The 17,680-nt window shown below is 39.5% G+C and carries 17 protein-coding genes; 6 read left to right on the top strand and 11 right to left on the bottom strand.

Annotated elements, in window-relative coordinates; genetic code table 11:
• Positions 1-111 precede the first annotated feature (111 nt).
• Positions 112-666: a hypothetical protein gene (locus CMT41_RS14895; RefSeq protein ID WP_057182292.1), complete on the bottom strand. Its 555-nt coding sequence runs from the start codon at positions 664-666 to the stop codon at positions 112-114.
• A 141-nt stretch (positions 667-807) separates the two neighbouring features.
• Between CMT41_RS14895 and CMT41_RS14890 the strand changes: the two genes are divergently transcribed.
• Both CMT41_RS14890 and CMT41_RS14885 read left to right on the top strand, forming a co-directional pair.
• Positions 808-1,593, top strand: coding sequence for a hypothetical protein (locus CMT41_RS14890; protein WP_058027718.1), 786 nt, complete (start codon positions 808-810; stop codon positions 1,591-1,593).
• Positions 1,594-1,775: 182 nt separating this feature from the next.
• Positions 1,776-2,510: a hypothetical protein gene (locus CMT41_RS14885; RefSeq protein WP_058027717.1), complete on the top strand. Its 735-nt coding sequence runs from the start codon at positions 1,776-1,778 to the stop codon at positions 2,508-2,510.
• 17 nt (positions 2,511-2,527) lie between these two features.
• On the opposite strand, the gene CMT41_RS14880 is transcribed toward CMT41_RS14885, so the two are convergent.
• The 3 genes from CMT41_RS14880 to CMT41_RS14870 form a co-directional block, all read right to left on the bottom strand.
• On the bottom strand, positions 2,528-3,556 hold the full coding sequence (locus CMT41_RS14880; RefSeq protein WP_058027716.1) for a helix-turn-helix transcriptional regulator: 1,029 nt from the start codon (positions 3,554-3,556) through the stop codon (positions 2,528-2,530).
• Between the two features lie 72 nt (positions 3,557-3,628).
• Complete coding sequence (locus CMT41_RS19755; protein ID WP_257721028.1) at positions 3,629-3,757, bottom strand: hypothetical protein; 129 nt, start codon at positions 3,755-3,757, stop codon at positions 3,629-3,631.
• Positions 3,758-4,196: 439 nt separating this feature from the next.
• A complete protein-coding gene (locus tag CMT41_RS14870; protein WP_057182283.1) occupies positions 4,197-4,427 on the bottom strand; it encodes a hypothetical protein in 231 nt (76 codons plus the stop codon).
• Positions 4,428-4,884: 457 nt separating this feature from the next.
• On the opposite strand from CMT41_RS14870, the gene CMT41_RS14865 reads away from it, so the two are divergent.
• The 4 genes from CMT41_RS14865 to CMT41_RS14850 all read left to right on the top strand — a co-directional run bounded on the left by CMT41_RS14865 (position 4,885) and on the right by CMT41_RS14850 (position 11,291).
• Positions 4,885-7,221 carry a methyl-accepting chemotaxis protein gene (locus CMT41_RS14865; RefSeq protein ID WP_058027714.1) on the top strand — a complete coding sequence of 779 codons (2,337 nt, stop codon included), beginning with the start codon at positions 4,885-4,887 and terminating at the stop codon, positions 7,219-7,221.
• A 260-nt stretch (positions 7,222-7,481) separates the two neighbouring features.
• Positions 7,482-7,922 carry a YtoQ family protein gene (locus CMT41_RS14860; protein ID WP_057182279.1) on the top strand — a complete coding sequence of 147 codons (441 nt, stop codon included), beginning with the start codon at positions 7,482-7,484 and terminating at the stop codon, positions 7,920-7,922.
• Between the two features lie 284 nt (positions 7,923-8,206).
• Positions 8,207-9,148, top strand: coding sequence for an urea transporter (locus CMT41_RS14855; protein ID WP_057182277.1), 942 nt, complete (start codon positions 8,207-8,209; stop codon positions 9,146-9,148).
• Positions 9,149-9,392: 244 nt separating this feature from the next.
• Positions 9,393-11,291, top strand: coding sequence for a M43 family zinc metalloprotease (locus tag CMT41_RS14850; protein ID WP_232299966.1), 1,899 nt, complete (start codon positions 9,393-9,395; stop codon positions 11,289-11,291).
• 65 nt (positions 11,292-11,356) lie between these two features.
• Here CMT41_RS14850 and panC read toward each other — a convergent pair whose 3' ends face one another.
• The 7 genes from panC to dksA form a co-directional block, all read right to left on the bottom strand.
• Positions 11,357-12,229, bottom strand: a complete 873-nt coding sequence (gene panC / locus CMT41_RS14845; protein WP_057182273.1) for a pantoate--beta-alanine ligase — start codon at positions 12,227-12,229, stop codon at positions 11,357-11,359.
• An 80-nt stretch (positions 12,230-12,309) separates the two neighbouring features.
• On the bottom strand, positions 12,310-13,104 hold the full coding sequence (gene panB, locus CMT41_RS14840) for a 3-methyl-2-oxobutanoate hydroxymethyltransferase (RefSeq protein WP_058027712.1): 795 nt from the start codon (positions 13,102-13,104) through the stop codon (positions 12,310-12,312).
• A 137-nt stretch (positions 13,105-13,241) separates the two neighbouring features.
• Complete coding sequence (folK, locus tag CMT41_RS14835; protein ID WP_058027711.1) at positions 13,242-13,730, bottom strand: 2-amino-4-hydroxy-6-hydroxymethyldihydropteridine diphosphokinase; 489 nt, start codon at positions 13,728-13,730, stop codon at positions 13,242-13,244.
• Between the two features lie 13 nt (positions 13,731-13,743).
• The gene (gene pcnB, locus CMT41_RS14830; RefSeq protein ID WP_082606578.1) at positions 13,744-15,165 is read right to left on the bottom strand and encodes a polynucleotide adenylyltransferase PcnB; all 1,422 of its coding nucleotides are present in this window, start codon (positions 15,163-15,165) and stop codon (positions 13,744-13,746) included.
• A 208-nt stretch (positions 15,166-15,373) separates the two neighbouring features.
• Positions 15,374-16,066, bottom strand: a complete 693-nt coding sequence (locus CMT41_RS14825) for an SDR family oxidoreductase (RefSeq protein ID WP_057182268.1) — start codon at positions 16,064-16,066, stop codon at positions 15,374-15,376.
• Between the two features lie 61 nt (positions 16,067-16,127).
• A complete protein-coding gene (gene gluQRS / locus CMT41_RS14820) occupies positions 16,128-17,075 on the bottom strand; it encodes a tRNA glutamyl-Q(34) synthetase GluQRS (protein ID WP_058027710.1) in 948 nt (315 codons plus the stop codon).
• Positions 17,076-17,106: 31 nt separating this feature from the next.
• Positions 17,107-17,553, bottom strand: coding sequence for an RNA polymerase-binding protein DksA (gene dksA / locus CMT41_RS14815; protein WP_058027709.1), 447 nt, complete (start codon positions 17,551-17,553; stop codon positions 17,107-17,109).
• Positions 17,554-17,680 lie beyond the last annotated feature (127 nt).

Genomic DNA, 17,680 nt, shown 5'->3' with positions numbered 1-17,680 from the left:
GGTAGCCTCTGTGCCAACCAATAGGTGTTGATCTTTCATCATCTAAATAAACTTTCATAACTTACCTGATTTTTGTTTAACAGTACTTATACAAGTTGATTTTGGAGCTAATCAAAGGGGTAAAGTAAATATGTGGATAAATGACCGTACAGGGCGCCTGATAAACTGCCTAGCTAAACGTCTATTTAAAAAGCATTGAAACCTCGCCATTGGCATGATACCACCCATTGATCCTCCGTCATTACATGCAAACACGTAAATATAGGCATCTTCTTGGATATACTCTTCAATTACAGCTATAGCGGCGGTGAAGCAATCGATTAACAGCTCCGCAAAAGAGGGGTGTTTTGTTACCTTATTTTTCGGGTTAGGGTTATCTAGAATATAAAAGTTGTCAGGTGTTACTTTATACCCCTCAAACACTGATACATCCCATTCAATAAGCTTGTCATTTGGGGCGATAACCCCTGATAAATCAACCCACATGTCTACATAGTCACCATGTACAGACCATTTCAGTCGTGAGTTTAAACCAAGAAGGGTATATTCATCACGATTGCTTGAGCAATTGGTGTCACCTATTGAGCATAACTGAAACCTTAACTTTCTTTTATAGCGAGGTGAGTTAAGCCAGTCCCTAAAGACTTTTCTGGCATCATTAATCATCGAAAGCTCCCCTTATGCCCATGAGCGTCAGCTCTTAGTCATGCTATTTATTAATAGCTAGGACTATAACTTGAGCGAGCGACAAAGTTTGTCGCTTTACTTTGAGATACTTTTCAACATTGATTATGAGGGGAATACAAGATGTGTTTGGCAAATTTTTATGGTTTTGCGGCAGGCAGAGAGAGTAAATCATTTTGCAATAATATTACTGAAGAAATTGACGGTGTAGATTGGCGGCTAGACGATTTAGGAGGCAACGAATTTACTCATAAGATAAAGAGTGCCGACTTAGTTATTATTGTTGCTAACCTAAATAGCCATTTTGAAGCAAAACAAGTTGAATTTATGGTGATGGTTGCTGAAAAGTTGGCAGTGCCAATATTAGTTTATTCTCTTTATCCGATTAAGTTTGCACTTCAAGCTAGTGAGCAAGGAATTAGTCTGGAATTACTAGATAGTATTAATAAAGCAGCGGTCGTTATGCAGTTAGATGGTGACTTGCTTGCAAATGGCATGATAGCAACAACGCCTTTTATCCAGTATTACCTTGCTAAGGGGCTTGAGCTTTTATCAATAAATCTAATATTAACCATAAAAGCTATTGTTGAACCGGTAACTCAACAAGAATTAATTGGTGTTGATTTTACTGATTATTGTTTGGCGTTTGCTAACAAAGGCTTTTATCAAACTAAGCTATATACCCAAGAGACTTTATTCAAGGCTGAAGTAAATAGTGATAGCTGGTTAAAGGCGAAAGTCATTATTGTCACAATCTTTTTAAGTACTGATCATGCACTTGATGTTTTTTCTGCAACTTCAACATCCATATGTAATATGCTTGAGGAAAGCAATGCGTTATTGTTATTTGCTCCCGTTATAGCAGAGCATGCTCAAGACGAAGCTGTGATTGCATTGTTATATAAGTGATTATTATGCAAGATAAAATATATTTAGGAATATTAAGATGAAATACTCGCATCGTTCGGCGAAGTTTATATCCAAACATTATTTTATAGAAAGAATAGAGAAACGTTACCTAAGTTAAACTCTAGAATTGGTTAAGCGCCAGGGTCAATACAAATGCATTGCACATTATTAAAAGGAATAAAATGAATAAGAATCTTCAAGAATGGGCATGTTCCTTTTCAGGTTGTGATGGCGGAAATTTAGGTGCTGATATTTGGTTGTGCGGAATTGAATGGGGGGGAGCAAGTTATGGTGATTACTATGAGAAAACGCTTCCCGAAGAGCTCGAAAATGGAAAGGTTGAGCTTTCTTTAACTGAGTTTGATTGGAAAGATAGTCTTGGTTACACGTATGGTAGGAGTTTTGCTAAACTTTTTACAAGTATTCAAGGTGGGGATGTAGAGAATTATAAAGAAGTTAGTCTTTTAGAGGGGAATGAGTTGTTTAAACTTAATTTATATCCTATTGCCTTTGATTCTACAGATCATGAATTGTGGCATAAAAATAACATTTCTAAGCTAACAGGTTTTGAAAATAAATACCTTTTTAATACATGGTGCTTCTTTAATCGCTTTCCTTTTTTTAGTGAATTAAGAAAAAAGCACAATCCCAAGTTAATTATTGGTACAGGCGTGAACTACCTACGTGACTTTTTAATGTTTTTTGCAGGCAATGAAAAGGTCGGTAGGTTATGTTCGGGTAACCTTACCCCCAAGTCTGAAGCAAACAAAACTAATAGGGTGTTTTACTGGGTAAAGCTAGATGGGGGTACACTCTTAGTAATTATCCCGTTCTTTAGTGGGAGGTATGGATTGAATAGCAACTATTTATTACAGGAAATGGGACAACGCATCAAATTATTGCTTGAAATGAAATAACCTTAAAGTGCTCTGTATCAACTGTCATCGTATAATTGCACTGCAGCTCTCAGTTTATCTCGCATCAAGTTACGCAAACTTACGGGCTTCAATACCTCAACATGATTTGCCAAACCCAATAACCATGTTTCAAAATCATAGTTCATAGTAAGGCTAGCTTTTACTAGTAACTTATCCTCCGCATCTGTTCGATAAGTGCTTGTTTGTTGGTTTTTAGCTATGGGTGTTTCCATTATTATTTCGGCAGCAAAGCCGGTGAATATCCCTTCAAATTCAATAGGGCTATCACTATAAGCTAAGCCAGTAGTACCTTTTAGTACGTATTCTTTTAGGTTGAAATCATCAGGGTAGTCGAAGGTTTTGTGGCTGTTTTCACAAGATATTATGCGATTCATGGCGAGCATTCTGACATCGTCATAACCACAATACTGCACAATCAAATATTGAATATGTGCCCGAACGACTAGCCCTAAAGGCTGAACACTGGCATTACTTAGTTCACCACTTTTGTTCTTGTACTCTATTTCTAATATATTTTCCGCTAATAAAGCGTCATAAACACAGCAACGCACCATGTTATCAATTTCAGCGGGTATTAATGGCTGGCCTTTGTTTTCAATATAAACCTTGTCTAACCAAGTTTTTAATTTGCTGTGATAATTAAGGTTCGCTAATATTTGAGTGGATTTTTTAAAGATGCGAGTTAAATATGGGGATAACACATTGGGCATCATTGGCTGAATGAACTGCTCGATAATGGCAAAGCATAATGCATCTGCTGGCGAAAGTTGAGCTGTTAAATACATTGAGCCTTTAACTAATGACCACTTTAACCCTTCAGGGCTATCGCCTGATTCAGTAATGCCGTATTGCTCTAGTTGTTTTAAATCACGCTGTAAGTTGCGTTTAATATTTTGTTCATCATGATCTTTATATGCATGCTGATTCGCTAACTTTACGACTAGTTGATTCACAGTTAAAAATTTAGGGTAAATGGGGAGTAACTCTAGCAGCTCTAAATGCCTAACATTTAACTTTAAATTCACGTTTTGTCCTTATGACTACATAGCTTATATTTACTAATCAATCTAAGTGATGATAACCTTTAATGTTATGTTTTAGCACATGCCATCATGTTCTTTTAAAATGTCTGTAATATTTATACAGTGCTTTACTCGCCATTCCTTTGCTGTAGTGCCTTTATTCCTTTTATTCCATAAGTCATCAGGGCTGTTATGGTTAGACATAATCTGATGCTCTAATGATTTACTAATATTAAGCTTCCCATTTCCAGCGACATCGCAATAAGGTGATACACATAACCAAAGGAATAGTTGTTTGTCAGCTTTTAAGGAACTTTCAATATTGTCATGCATATGATGGTTAGCATGTCCTCTGGTTAACCATCTGTCTTTTAAGTTATAGGTATATTCGCCAACATATACTATTTTATCGTCACAGGTGATGAAGTAGGCAGTCTCGTCCGCTTTTTAAAAATCTTGAATATATAAGTTGAGCTTTACTGTTAACGTATAGTTCTTTAATTTGCACGGCGCATCAGAAAGAGAAAACTCACCCACCTTTACAAATTTAAAACCTGATTCCTGTTTAGTTTCTAACAAAGTAACTCCTTAATAAATTGGTTAATATTCCTGAGATTAACTCGAATAAGCTAAAAGGTTAATATTAAGATAATATCTTATCTATCTCAGTCAGTGCAGATAAAGCTGACATCTTTAATGGTATTTGCCCTTTTTCAATATTGCAGTGAGCAGGGTTGATACGAATTAAATTTTTGGCATTGTTCGAGCAAGCAATACGCACCGAGGGAATTGCTGTGCCTGCCCCTAATTCAATCGCTGTTATTTTCATTCCACAATGTTCATCAAGCCAGGAGTGAAAGTTACTATTTTGCATTCTTGTTCGGGCGCTAACCCACCAATTATCGTTAAACATTAATATATTAGGTCTAGCGATACCACCACAGTTTGGACAATGCGGATAACTACCCTTAATTGAAAGGTCTTGCTCAGAACTCTTAAATGGTAAACCAGATCAACCTAAATCATGAATGAGAAATCGTCAAAGTTGAGAGTGCATAACATAGTGATCGCGACAACTAGTTTGACAAACACCATTACCGCGCGAGCGGTTTAGTTCTTGGTGGTAGAGGTGATCATAAACAGAATATCCCAACAGGTTTGAATTTTGGCACTAATAAGCTTTTAATGACCTAGTTTCATCATGGTATATATATTATTTCATCTCAATAATAGTCAGTTATTCTAGAGTTAATTAGCTATTTATAGAATTATTTTCTATAAATAGCTAATGTTTTTATTTATGAACCGTTAATGCTGAACAGGATCTTATTATGGTGAGCTCAGAGACTAAAGCTAAATCGAGTGCAAGCGTTGTTAAAGATAACCGACTAGAAAACGATAACTTACTGCTTGAAATTGAACGATTAACAAAAATAAATGATGAATTTAAGAGCCAGATAAACGCTATTAGTAAAGCACAAGCGGTTATCGAATTTAATATGGATGGCACCATTATTAGCGCCAATGACAATTTTCTTAACACCTTAGGTTACACCTTGGCCGAAGTGCAAGGCAAACATCACAGCATGTTTGTTGAGCCGGCCTTTAAAGCCAGTGATGAATACCGTGAGTTTTGGGAAAAACTGAATCGCGGTGAATATGAAGCGAAGGAATATAAACGCTTAGGTAAAGGCGGTAAGGAAGTGTGGATACAAGCTTCTTACAATCCAATCTTAGACTTAAATGGTAAACCTTATAAAGTGGTCAAGTATGCCACTGATGTCACGGCACAAAAATTAGAAAGTGCCAATACCTCCGGTCAAATTGATGCTATCAGTAAAGCACAAGCGGTTATCGAGTTTAATATGGATGGCACCATTATTAGCGCCAATGACAATTTTCTTAACACCTTAGGTTACACCTTAGCCGAAGTGCAAGGCAAACATCACAGCATGTTTGTTGAGCCGGCCTTTAAAGCCAGTGATGAATACCGTGAGTTTTGGGAAAAGCTGAATCGCGGTGAATATGAAGCGAAGGAATATAAACGCTTAGGTAAAGGCGGTAAGGAAGTGTGGATACAAGCTTCTTACAACCCAATCTTAGACTTAAATGGCAAACCTTATAAAGTGGTCAAGTATGCCACTGATGTCACGGCACAAAAATTAGAAAGTGCCAATACCTCCGGTCAAATTGATGCTATCAGTAAAGCACAAGCGGTTATCGAGTTTAATATGGATGGCACCATTATTAGCGCCAATGACAATTTTCTTAACACCTTAGGTTACACCTTGGCCGAAGTGCAAGGAAAACATCACAGCATGTTTGTTGAGCCAGCCTTTAAAGCCAGTGATGAATACCGTGAGTTTTGGGAAAAGCTGAATCGCGGTGAATATGAAGCGAAGGAATATAAACGCTTAGGTAAAGGCGGTAAGGAAGTGTGGATACAAGCTTCTTACAATCCCATCTTAGACTTAAATGGTAAACCTTATAAAGTGGTCAAGTATGCCACTGATGTCACGGCACAAGTCATGGCTTTGAATCAGATAGATGTATTAGTTCAAGGTGCGGTAAGAGGACAATTGACAGATAGAATTAATACCGAAGGAGCGCAAGGATTTGTAGCTTCGTTAGGAAACAGTATTAACAATCTGATGGATGCAGTGGTTGAACCGATTAATGATGCAATTAATGTCTCTCAAGCGCTCGCTGAGGGTGATCTTACTCGGGAAATGAGTAATGGATACGATGGTGAATTTCTCGAATTAGCCAACGCAATGAATACATCAATTAAAAATTTAAAAAACATGGTTGATGAAATTCGTTCTGCTTCGACGAATGTTTTTGATACTTCAAGAGAAATTGCTGAAGGCAATAATGAATTAAGTCATCGCACTGAATCTCAGGCATCTAGCCTAGAAGAAACAGCTGCTGCAATGGAAGAATTAACTAGTACCGTGGAGCAAAATGCTGAAAATGCGAGTCAAGCGAGCAATTTATCATCTTCGGTAATGAAAAAAGCCAGTGCCGGTGGCGAGGTAGTAAAAAATGCCGTCACAGCTATGAGTGATATTAATAAATCAAGTAAAAAAATAGCGGATATTATCAGTGTTATAGATGTGATTGCTTTTCAGACCAATTTGCTAGCCTTAAATGCCGCGGTTGAAGCGGCACGAGCTGGTGAACAAGGTCGAGGTTTTGCAGTGGTCGCCGCTGAAGTCCGAAATTTAGCACAACGATCAGCAGGAGCTGCCAAAGAAATAAAAGGCTTAATTAATGATAGTGTTGAAGCGGTGGGACAAGGTACTAAGTTAGTCGATGAAACAGGTCAAATTTTTACAGATTTAGTCAGTTCAATCGAAGAAGTTAGTAAAATGGTCATTGATATCGATGGTGCATGTAAAGAGCAAGCCGCAGGTATTGGTGAGGTTAGTGCTGCGATAAGTCAAATGGATGATATGACACAGAAAAATGCTGCGTTGGTTGAAGAAGCCGCCACATCGAGTAAATCAATGGAAGAACAAGCACAAATATTATTAAACCAAGTCGCTTTTTTTGATAATGAGGAAGAAGTAAAATCGCCATCTAGAGGTCATTCATCACGTTCAATGCCCCTTTATCAAAGCAACATTAGGAGATCGGAGCGATATGAGCAACAGCAGTACAAGTAAATAAAATAAAAAATTGGCAACGCTTTAAATCAATATACCAGCGCGGGTTTTTCATGTCGTCCGTGTTAGTCACTGCTCAAGTGGAGTTCAGTAACTGAGCGTAGATTGAGCTGATGTGTCAGCTAAAGTTAAAATGCTTATTCCTTGTTAATTTTTACCTAGTGAAACTGGATTTCATTTAATTTATTTATTGAGCTGCTGATTATTGGTGTACCATTGTTGTCTATATAAAATGGTAAAATGAAATAGAGAGCATTGTTATGAAATTAGAAGTTTATCTTTCAGGTGAAATTCATACCGATTGGCGCGACAAAATTATTCAAGCTTGCCAAGAGAGTGATTTAGATATCAGTTTTACTTCTGCGGTTACCCATCATGAAACCAGTGACGGTGCCGGTGATCACCTTGGCGCTGAAGAAAAGCAGTTTTGGCGAGATCATAAATCAGCTAAAGTGAATGCCATGAAAACGAAAACACTGATTGAGCGTTGTGATATTGCTGTTATTCGTTTTGGTGATAAGTATAAGCAGTGGAATGCTGCCTTTGATGCCGGTTATTGTGCAGCACTCAATAAGCCTTATATCACCTTACACAGTGAAGATATTATTCATCCGCTCAAAGAGGTTGATGCTTCGGCTCAAGCTTGGGCAAGCAGTGTTGAACAAGTGATAGCTACGTTAAAGTATATTAGTACTAAGTAGTTAAACCGTATTAGCCACTAATTTCATTTAGTGGCTAATAAATAAGCGGTATATGTAGATGCTCCGGCTTTACTCTTTAGATAATTCTTCTATGCGTTACTTAATTTTACATGCCTATGTACATGGTTCAGGATCGTCATCCCCGTGGTGTCTTAATCGGGGATCCAGCTTCTAAAAGCAATGGATCTTCGATCAGAGACTTCGAAGATGACGTTTACAACGACGTCCTGAGCTAACTACATAGCCATGTAATTTTAAGTAACGTATTACACAAAATAATTTTCATGACACTCCCTTTTAAACAATTTTATAAAAGTTTTCTACGTAGCTTTGGCCAAGTTATGTTGCAAGGTAACGCTATCACTGGTTTGTTATTCTTGCTCGGTATTGGTTTAAGTTCGCCTACTATGCTGCTTGGCAGCATTCTGGCAACAATATCAGGCTTAGCGGTCGCTAAATTATGCCGCTTTGATTTAACCACGATGGAAAACGGTTTGTATGGTTTTAATGCGGTACTGGTTGGTGTTGCTGTTTTTTACTTTTTACCTGTTAGTTTGACCTCGCTGCTTATTGTTATTTTTGGCGGTGCTTTCTCTACGGCGTTAACGCATTTTATGCTGGTTAGGCTGACAAGTGTTCCTGCTTTTACTACGCCATTTATTCTGTCAACGTGGGGGTTATTGTTATTTATTGATTATGCTAAATTGAGCACTGTACCTAGCACTGTATCTAGCACTGTACTTAGCAGTGACTTAGCTGGGTATAGTTTTTCTGGTCTGAATAGCGCTACGCTGGTCGACTATTTTCAAGCAAGTATGCGCGGTATTAGTCAGGTGATGTTGCAAGACTATTGGCTCACCGGTGTGTTTTTTCTCTGTGCCATATTTATTCACTGTCGAACAGCAGCACTTTGGGCATTTATTGGCTCAACAGTGGGTCTGCTGTTAGCCACAGGCTTTAATTTTCCCCATGAGAAAGTCATGATGGGACTTTATGGCTTTAATAGTTGCTTAGTAGCTATCGCGCTGGTCGGTCGCTATGAAAATAAGCCATGGCTTATCATGTTGGCTATTTTACTTGCGGTGGTATTTACTAGGGCGTTTGAATGGCTAAGCATACCGGCATTAACTGCTCCTTTTGTTATCTCAACTTTACTTATTATTGCTTTAGTTAACATACACAGAAGTTATGCTGATAAAAGAAAAGCTCAGCATAACTTGCAGTAAAGCTTAGTTTAGGCAACTATTTTAACGGTAACTAAATCGCTTTAAGGTCAATCACCCTACCTCGCTAGATCTTTTTATCTCATTAGCGATGAATAGAGCAAAAATCGACATAAAACCGGCATAAGTACTCTTCAAAATGACTTTTTGATTGAGTATGGTGTAGCCATGTTTTATTAACAGTTTCAAAGCCATGATATTTATCCGCAGTATTTACCTCGTTATAAAAGTATTTTTTTCGCGGCTAATGTTTTTACCCTGTGCCATGATATTTATACCAGCCAATGCTAATGAAATTGGCGTTTATTATCTTATTTCTGCAGAGAATAAAAACGGTCAAGGCGCTAGTGCCACAGATGCTCAATTAGCAAGTGGTATTGAGCAACTCAACCATGATTATGCCTCATTAGATATCAGTTTTTTCTTACTCGATAAAATCTATTTAACCAATGATGATGTAACCGGTATACATGCGGGTAAATGGGATACTGATAATGAAGAGCAAGTTCGACCTTTTATCCGATATGGCGCTTTAAATGTTGTCGTGGCAGATCTTGATGGTAAAAATGGTCATGCTTATTGGAATTACGAAGCGACTGACTTGATTGAAGTTGAACCCGAAGATTTAGCGACGTCGACCATCTCCCATGAATTTGCTCATAATTTGGGGCTGCTGCACACTTATCAAAGTATTGATGACGGTCCAATAACATTACTTGAAGGCGTTGATGGCTGGCAGTATGGCGATAAAGTGATTGATACTGCGGTAGATCCAGGCGAACGAGGTTATTATAATGATTGTCTATACTCAGCCAGTGCTGTCGACGAGGCGGGTAATGCCTATCATCCGGATGGCTTTAATATCATGGGTAAGGGACAAAATACCTGTCGTAACCGTTTTAGTGAAGGGCAAATTAAACGGATGAAAAGAGTGTTACTCAGTGATAAATTCCATCTGCTTAATAGCTTTGATATGGCAGCAAACCCGACTTGCAGTGAGCTAAGTATCCAAACTGGGAATAATTTACTGGAAGGTTTTAATTATAACGAAACACCGGTGAGTAATAGTTGGCGACAAGATAGCTATCTCGATGACTTCAACTGGAAGTATTATAATTACACCAGTACTTCAGCTACGGGTGCTAGCGCTCCTCAAGAAGGCCATACTTTTTTACATATTGACGCCTCTCATGAATTGGTTTCAGCCAATGATAGTATCAACCTTATTAGTCCATGTTTCACTTTTGCAGCATCTTCAACTGCTGAAATGACATTTTATTATTCTATGTATGGCGCTGATACGGGGTCATTAAAGGTACAGGTTAGCCAGGATAATGGCGGCAGTTGGCAGAATATTTGGCACAAGTCAGGTCAACAACACACCAGTGGTACAAGTTGGTCATTAGCCACTATTTCACTTGCGCAATACACAGCTTCACCTTTTCAGTTACGATTTTCAGGGCAGGTTATAGGTGGTAGTAAAGGTGATATTTCATTAGATAATGTCAGCGTTACCACATCTCAAGTGTCTAAAGATGTGGAGCTTGACCGTCTAGTTGATGACATTAGCTTTGCTGATCAGTCTGCTGTTGAATTAGACGTGTTGGTATATTCCCAACGTTTTGTGATTTCAGGTATTAATACGGAGATCAACTTGAGTATAGAAAATGGTGAATATTCTGTTGATTGCCAAACCGACGTTTATGCAAGCCAACGACTAACAGTAAAGCATGGCGATACCTTATGTTTACGTCATAACAGTGCTAGTGGCTACCAAGAGCAAGTGACAACTGTGCTCACCTTGGCTGAGCAAAAATTTTATTTTGTCAGTACTACTAGGTCAAGTACGCAAACTAATGCCGAGGCAGTGACAACCGTTGAGCCAGTTACTACCATAGATGCTACTAACACCTCGGAGCCAGTTACTAGCCCTGTGCCGATCATTACCGCAGATGCGACAACAGAGACTAGCGCTGCAGCAGATGTAATAGCATCTGACGCTGTTATTGCAGCAATACCTCAATCAGGGGCTGTTGACACTGTACAAGAGCCGAAAAGTAGTGCCGGTGCTATGATGTGCTTACTGTTATTTGGCTTAGTGGTACGGCTAAATAGAAAAACTAAACCCGTACCGCTTTATCTCTAAGGACGCAGTGATTTTAACCAGTGAAATGACTGCGGCTAGAGCAACATATATTAAGCAGAGCAGAGTTAAGTTACGTTAAGGTTTATCTGTATGTTATCAATTAAACGTGCTTTGCCACAATGTGCGGCCGCTAAGATAACTAGTTGAGTGTCATCTTCACTGGCTGGTTGTAATGTTTGTGCGTGGCAAATATGCAAGTAATCAGTATGCAAACCAGCATGGTTTATTGCCTTAGCTGCTTGTTTGGCCAAGCCGATAAAATCGATACTTTCTTGCTGAGCAAAACCTGCGGTAATTTGCTCGGCGAGCCATTGTAAATTTTTCTGTAGGGCCGGGGCAATTGCTTTTTCTTCGATGCTTAAATAACCATTACGAGAACTCAGGGCTAAGCCACTTTCTTCTCTGCTGGTAGCCACAGGTATTATGGTAATTGGCATCGACAAATCTTCAACCATGGTTTGAATCACTTGTACTTGCTGGTAATCTTTTAAACCAAAACAAGCCACATCGGGCTGAACTAGGTTAAATAGTTTACAAACTACGGTGGCAACACCGCGAAAATGGCCAGGGCGGCTTTCGCCACAATATCCCTCAGAAACATTAGGCACTTCGACAAAGCTTTGTTTAGTAATGCCTTTGGGGTAAATAATGTCGGGTGTGGGCGTAAATAATAAATCGGTACCCGCCGCCGTTAATTTTTGCTGATCATCATGCATAGTCCGTGGATAACTATCAATATCTTCATTGATGCCGAACTGCATTGGGTTAACAAAAATGCTGGCAACAATTTTATCGGCGTGTTTATGCGCTTCTGCCACTAACGAAATATGACCCGCATGTAAGTTACCCATAGTAGGTACAAAGGCAATGGTTAAACCTTGCTGACGCCATGTTTTAACTTGCGCACGTAATTCACTTATTTTACTGACTGTTTTCATAAATTTATCTTAGCATTATTTATTGTTAGTATTTTATTGATAACGTATTCAAGCATTGGCTATCACGGTACTCGCAGGGATTATTTAAAAATATGCTCATCAGCCGGGAAATTACCCTGACTCACTTCGCTAATATAAAGTTCAATGGCCTTTTTAATGTCCCCGGTGTCTTTTAAAAAGTTGCGCGAAAATTTAGGCATATAATTACAGGCAATACCTAAGGCATCGTGCATCACTAAAATCTGGCCATCAGTGTGTTTACCTGCGCCTATGCCAATCGTTGGTATGGTAAGTACTTTAGTGATGGCTGCGCCTAAACTTGCTGGAATACATTCTAGTACCAGCAATTGCGCGCCTGCTGCTTGGAGTGACTTGGCATCGGCGATCATTTTTTGCGCTTTATCCTCATCTCGGCCCTGTACTTTAAAGCCACCAAAGATATTAACGGATTGTGGTGTTAAACCTAAATGAGCACAGACCGGAATTCCACGCTCGACCAGTGCTGCAATGGTGTCATTAAGCCAAGCACCACCTTCCATTTTAACCATGCTAGCACCTGCTTGCATTAACAATGCCGCATTGTTAAGCGCTTGTTCTTGTGTGGCATAGCTCATAAAAGGCATATCGGCAATAATCAGAGTTTCTTCAACGCCACGTTTTACACAACGGGTATGATAGGCCATATCTTCAATGGAGACCGGTAGTGTGCTGTCTTCCCCTTGTAAGACCATACCGAGAGAATCACCAATGAGTATGGCATGTATGCCAGCTTGATCAAATAGTTTGGCAAAGCTGGCATCATAGGCGGTGATTGTCGATATTTTTTCGCCTTGTTGCTTCATGTTAAGCAAGCTTGCGGTGGTTATTTTAGCCATGATGTTTCCGAATAGGTTAATGAGCTTATGTATCAGTGTGCTATAAGCTGTTAGTGCTAATTATTATAGCGCTAAGGATTGTATTGCTAATATTTAAGATTTCAATATTTATTATTTAAATACTTATTATGGCAATATTATAACTTTACTATGCCATTGCTGCTGATTTCATTGGCAAGTGAGCTAATTGAACGGCCATCGGGGAAATTTAAATTAGGCGCAATCTCTGCGAGTGGCCATAAAACAAATTCACGCACCTTCATACCGTAGTGAGGCACGGTTAAACGGGGACTTTCTATGGCTTCATTACCATATAATAATATATCACAATCGAGAATTCGTGCGCCCCAGCGATTATCTTTTCGTACCCGACCAGCCGCATTTTCTATTGCTTGTAAGGCATCTAACAATTCAAGTGCAGATAAACAGGTTTCTAAAGAAATTACCGCGTTGATATAGTCATCTTGATCCTGAGGACCCATAGGTTTACTCAAATACAGCGACGATAATGCCATGACCTTAGTATTGGGCATATCAGCTATTTCGTTAGCGGCATTACTTACCTGTAACCTTGGATTTGATAAGTTGCTGCCTAAACCAATATAAGCAATTATTTTTTTTTGCATTAGCGGGTCAATATCATTCAGTCGGTTTTGTACTGGGCTTACGACGTTTTCTTGGGCTTTTACGCTTAGTGCCTTGTGGCGGTTTTACGCCTTTGATCATTTGAATGCGGGCATCATTTGACACTTCTTGAAAGTCTGTCCACCACTGTGCTAACTCAACAAGCTCAGCGGTCGCTTCGATTTGTGCGCGTAATAATAAGAAATCGTAACCAGCTCTAAATTTAGGGTGTTCAAATGTTTTAAAGGCTCGTTTACCTTCGCGGCGACTTAATTTTTCTTGCAAGATCCAAATATCTTTAATGACCGCTTGAAAACGTTTAGGGATGGCAATACTGCGTTGCTGCTCTGGCATTATTTCACTCAAGGCGGCAAAGAAAATATCTTGCGGGGGAAGTTGTGTGGTGACTTTAATTTGCTGAATATGCTTTTGTAATGGGTACCAAAGCATGGCAGCGAATAAAAATGCTGGCGTTACTCTTTGCTCGTTATTGATACGGTTGTCGGTATTCTCCATCGCCAATCGAATAAAGGCGAGTAACAAAGCTTGTTCTTCTGATTCCTGATTAAGTGCTTGCTCAACGGCCGGGAAGAAATAACCAAACAAGTTATAACTACGCAGCTGCTCAAAGTTAGCGACCGCTTTACCTGACATAAACATTTTTAAGAATTCTTCAAACAAACGGGCCGCTGGAATATTGGCCATTAATGAAGACAGCTCTCTAATCGGCGCTTTAGTTGCATCACACATGGTCATATCAAGCTTGGTGGCGAAGCGGATCGCTCGCAACATACGGACAGGATCTTCACGGTAACGTGTTTCAGGATCGCCAATTAAGCGGATAATTTTATCATTGACATCTTGTACGCCATTGGCAAAGTCATAGACTTTGAAATCTTTCGTGGAGTAATAAAGCGCATTAATAGTGAAATCTCTACGCTCGGCATCTTCTTCTATGCTGCCGTAGATATTGTCACGTAGTAACATACCATCTTCACTGCGTTTAGAGGTTTTGGTACAATTTTTTTCTTGTTCAGAAGCCGTGTCATGATGGCCTCTAAAGGTTGCTACTTCAATGATTTCGCGACCAAAGACAATATGAGCTAAACGAAAACGTCGTCCAATTAAGCGACAATTCCTAAACAATTCTTTAATTTCATCCGGGGTTGCGTTAGTGGCTATATCAAAATCTTTCGGCTTTAAACCTAATAAGATGTCACGAACACCACCACCAACAAGATAAGCATCAAAACCACTGTTATTTAAGCGATATAATACTTTCAGTGCACTTTGACTAAGTAATTTACGTGAAACGGGGTGCTGGTCTCGAGAGAAAACCAATGGATTATCAAAGGATGCAGTGACAACATTTTTTTTGTTACTGGCACTTTTTTTTGCGTTCTTTTTAGGAAACGTTTTTTCGATAGCTTTACTCACTTTTCTGGAGAAAACTCTTTTACATAAATTTATAACGCTTTTGATAGTCACGGGCCTTTAAGACAGACATAAAATAGTGGCGCAATGATATAACAGTGCAGGGCAAAAGAGAATAACAGAGAGAGTAAATAGCATGAAAAAGCAGCGAAAAAGTGGCAGAGAAGGAAAGGCGACAATGACTGCACGTTTTTCCTTCTCTAAACGAAGCCTACCAGGGTAATGTTTCACCATTAGAGTGCTTAAATACCCCAGAATCTTTCATGGTTAAGTTATCCATTAAGGCGATTAAGCGTTGTGCTGCGACATCAGCGCTGATGTCGCCATTGTTTAATATACCATCGCTATTGACCATCTCAGTTTGCACATAACCTGGGTGATAGATGCCAACCGCGATATTTTCTTCACTAAGGTCTCTTGCTAATGATACGGCGGCAATATTGAGTGCCGCTTTTGACATGCGATAACCATATCGGCCACCGGAAGTATTATCAGCGATGGAGCCCATTCTAGAGGTGATTAAAGCAATTTTGCTGCCTGAAGATAAGTTGCCCAGTAACGCGTGGCTCAAGCATAGTGGTGCTAGAGCGTTGACCTTAAATTGCTCTATAATGGTCTGTTGATTTAACTCGCTCAGTTGTTCGTTACGCAAGATACCGGCGTTGTTAATCAATAAATCGATAGTAATGCCGCTAAGTGCTGACACGGCTTTATCGATGCCAGCTTGTGTGGCAATATCAACTTGCTCTACCACATTAACGCCAAGCGCATCTAATTGCGCTGAGCTTTGTCGGCACAGTGCATAAACGTTATCGCCACGCTGTTGGCAAATTTTAGCCATGGCATATCCGATACCGCGATTAGCGCCGGTAATGACAATAGTCTTTGCTGTCTTGTTCGACATAATATTTCCTTATTACTTTATGTTTAGAATTAATGTAGGGGTAAAATTCTCTGCGTTCAGGCTACTCAATGTTTATCTCAATTTTATTGGGTACACGGCTTCGTTGCCAGTTGATAATGGCCCATTTAATTATTTCTTCAACACTAGCACCAGTCAAGCCAAGTTCAGGTGCTTGTCCTAAAAATGCTAGTGCGGCAATAAGTGCAGGTTGTGGCTTGGCATTATCAATTGCCGTTGCTTTATTTTGCTTGCTCAGCTTAAAACCCTCACGGGTTATTGCTAAAGGGATATGGCCGTATTGTGGCGTGGTGCAGGGCAAAAAACTATCGTTTAAGGTTTTATAAAGCGTTAGTTGCCTGGCCGTGGGTTCGAGTAAATCGCAGCCTCTGACCACATGAGTTATTTTTTGGGCTATATCATCGGCGACCACAGCAAGCTGATAGGCAAATAAACCGTCTTTACGGTGAATAATAAAATCTTCACCGGCTAGGGCGTTATCACCAACAACATTACCTTGAAATATATCATTAAACCGATGCAAACCGTGTTGGTTAACAAGTCTTAAAGCGCTGCCTAGAGCTTGATGATTGGCGGTACGGCAATGCCTTTGGTATATACCACCAATGGCCTTGATTTGCGCCCGGGTACATTGACAATAATAGCTTAATTGTTGTTGTGCTAGGTTAGATAATATCTCACGATAATATTGACTCTGTGTGCTCTGGTAAAGCTCAGTTTCATCCCAATGCAGGCCAAAAGCCTCAAGGGTTGTTAATATTGCTGAGCTGGCACCTTGTTGTTCACGAGGAGGATCAATATCTTCAATGCGTATTAGCCATTTACCTTGCTCGCCACGATCATTAATAGTTGACTTTGCATCAAGAAAACTCGCTAGAGCAGCGATAAGGGAACCAAAATGAAGTAAACCAGAAGGGGATGGAGCAAAGCGACCACGGTATTGATGAGCTTTATTCGGCTCCTGTGGTCGCTTATTATGCAAGTTAAGCAAGTTTTGCCTATGAACGAATGTTAACTAAAAATTAGCCAGCCATTTGGCGTTCTTTAATTTCAGCTAATGTTTTACATTCAATACAAAGATCGGCAGTAGGACGGGCTTCTAAACGACGAATGCCAATCTCAATACCACAAGAATCACAAAAACCAAAATCATTATCTTCAATGAACTGTAAGGTTTTCTCAATTTTCTTGATAAGTTTACGCTCACGGTCTCGTGTACGTAATTCAAGACTGAACTCTTCTTCTTGCGCCGCTCTATCCACAGGATCTGGGAAGTTTGCTGCTTCGTCTTGCATATGCGTTAAGGTACGATCAACTTCTTCACGTAATTGTACGCGCCAAGCATCTAAAATTTTCTTAAAATGCTTTTGTTGAGACTTATCCATATACTCTTCGCCAGATTTTTCTTGATATGGAGCAACGCCCGCTAATGCAAGAATACCTAATGGCTTGTGTTTCTTTGTTGGCATGCTTATTCTCCCAATGCTACATAGACCAAGGCGATTTATTAATATACCACGTTTTATATGGTAGAACGCCTTTGTTGTAAGTGCCAATATGTTATATATGACCCGATGAATCAGGACTATATTGTGT

The organism is Colwellia sp. MT41 (assembly GCF_001444365.1).
GTDB classification, from domain to species: Bacteria; Pseudomonadota; Gammaproteobacteria; order Enterobacterales; family Alteromonadaceae; genus Colwellia; species Colwellia marinimaniae.
This window is presented reverse-complemented; position numbering and strand designations above follow the sequence as displayed.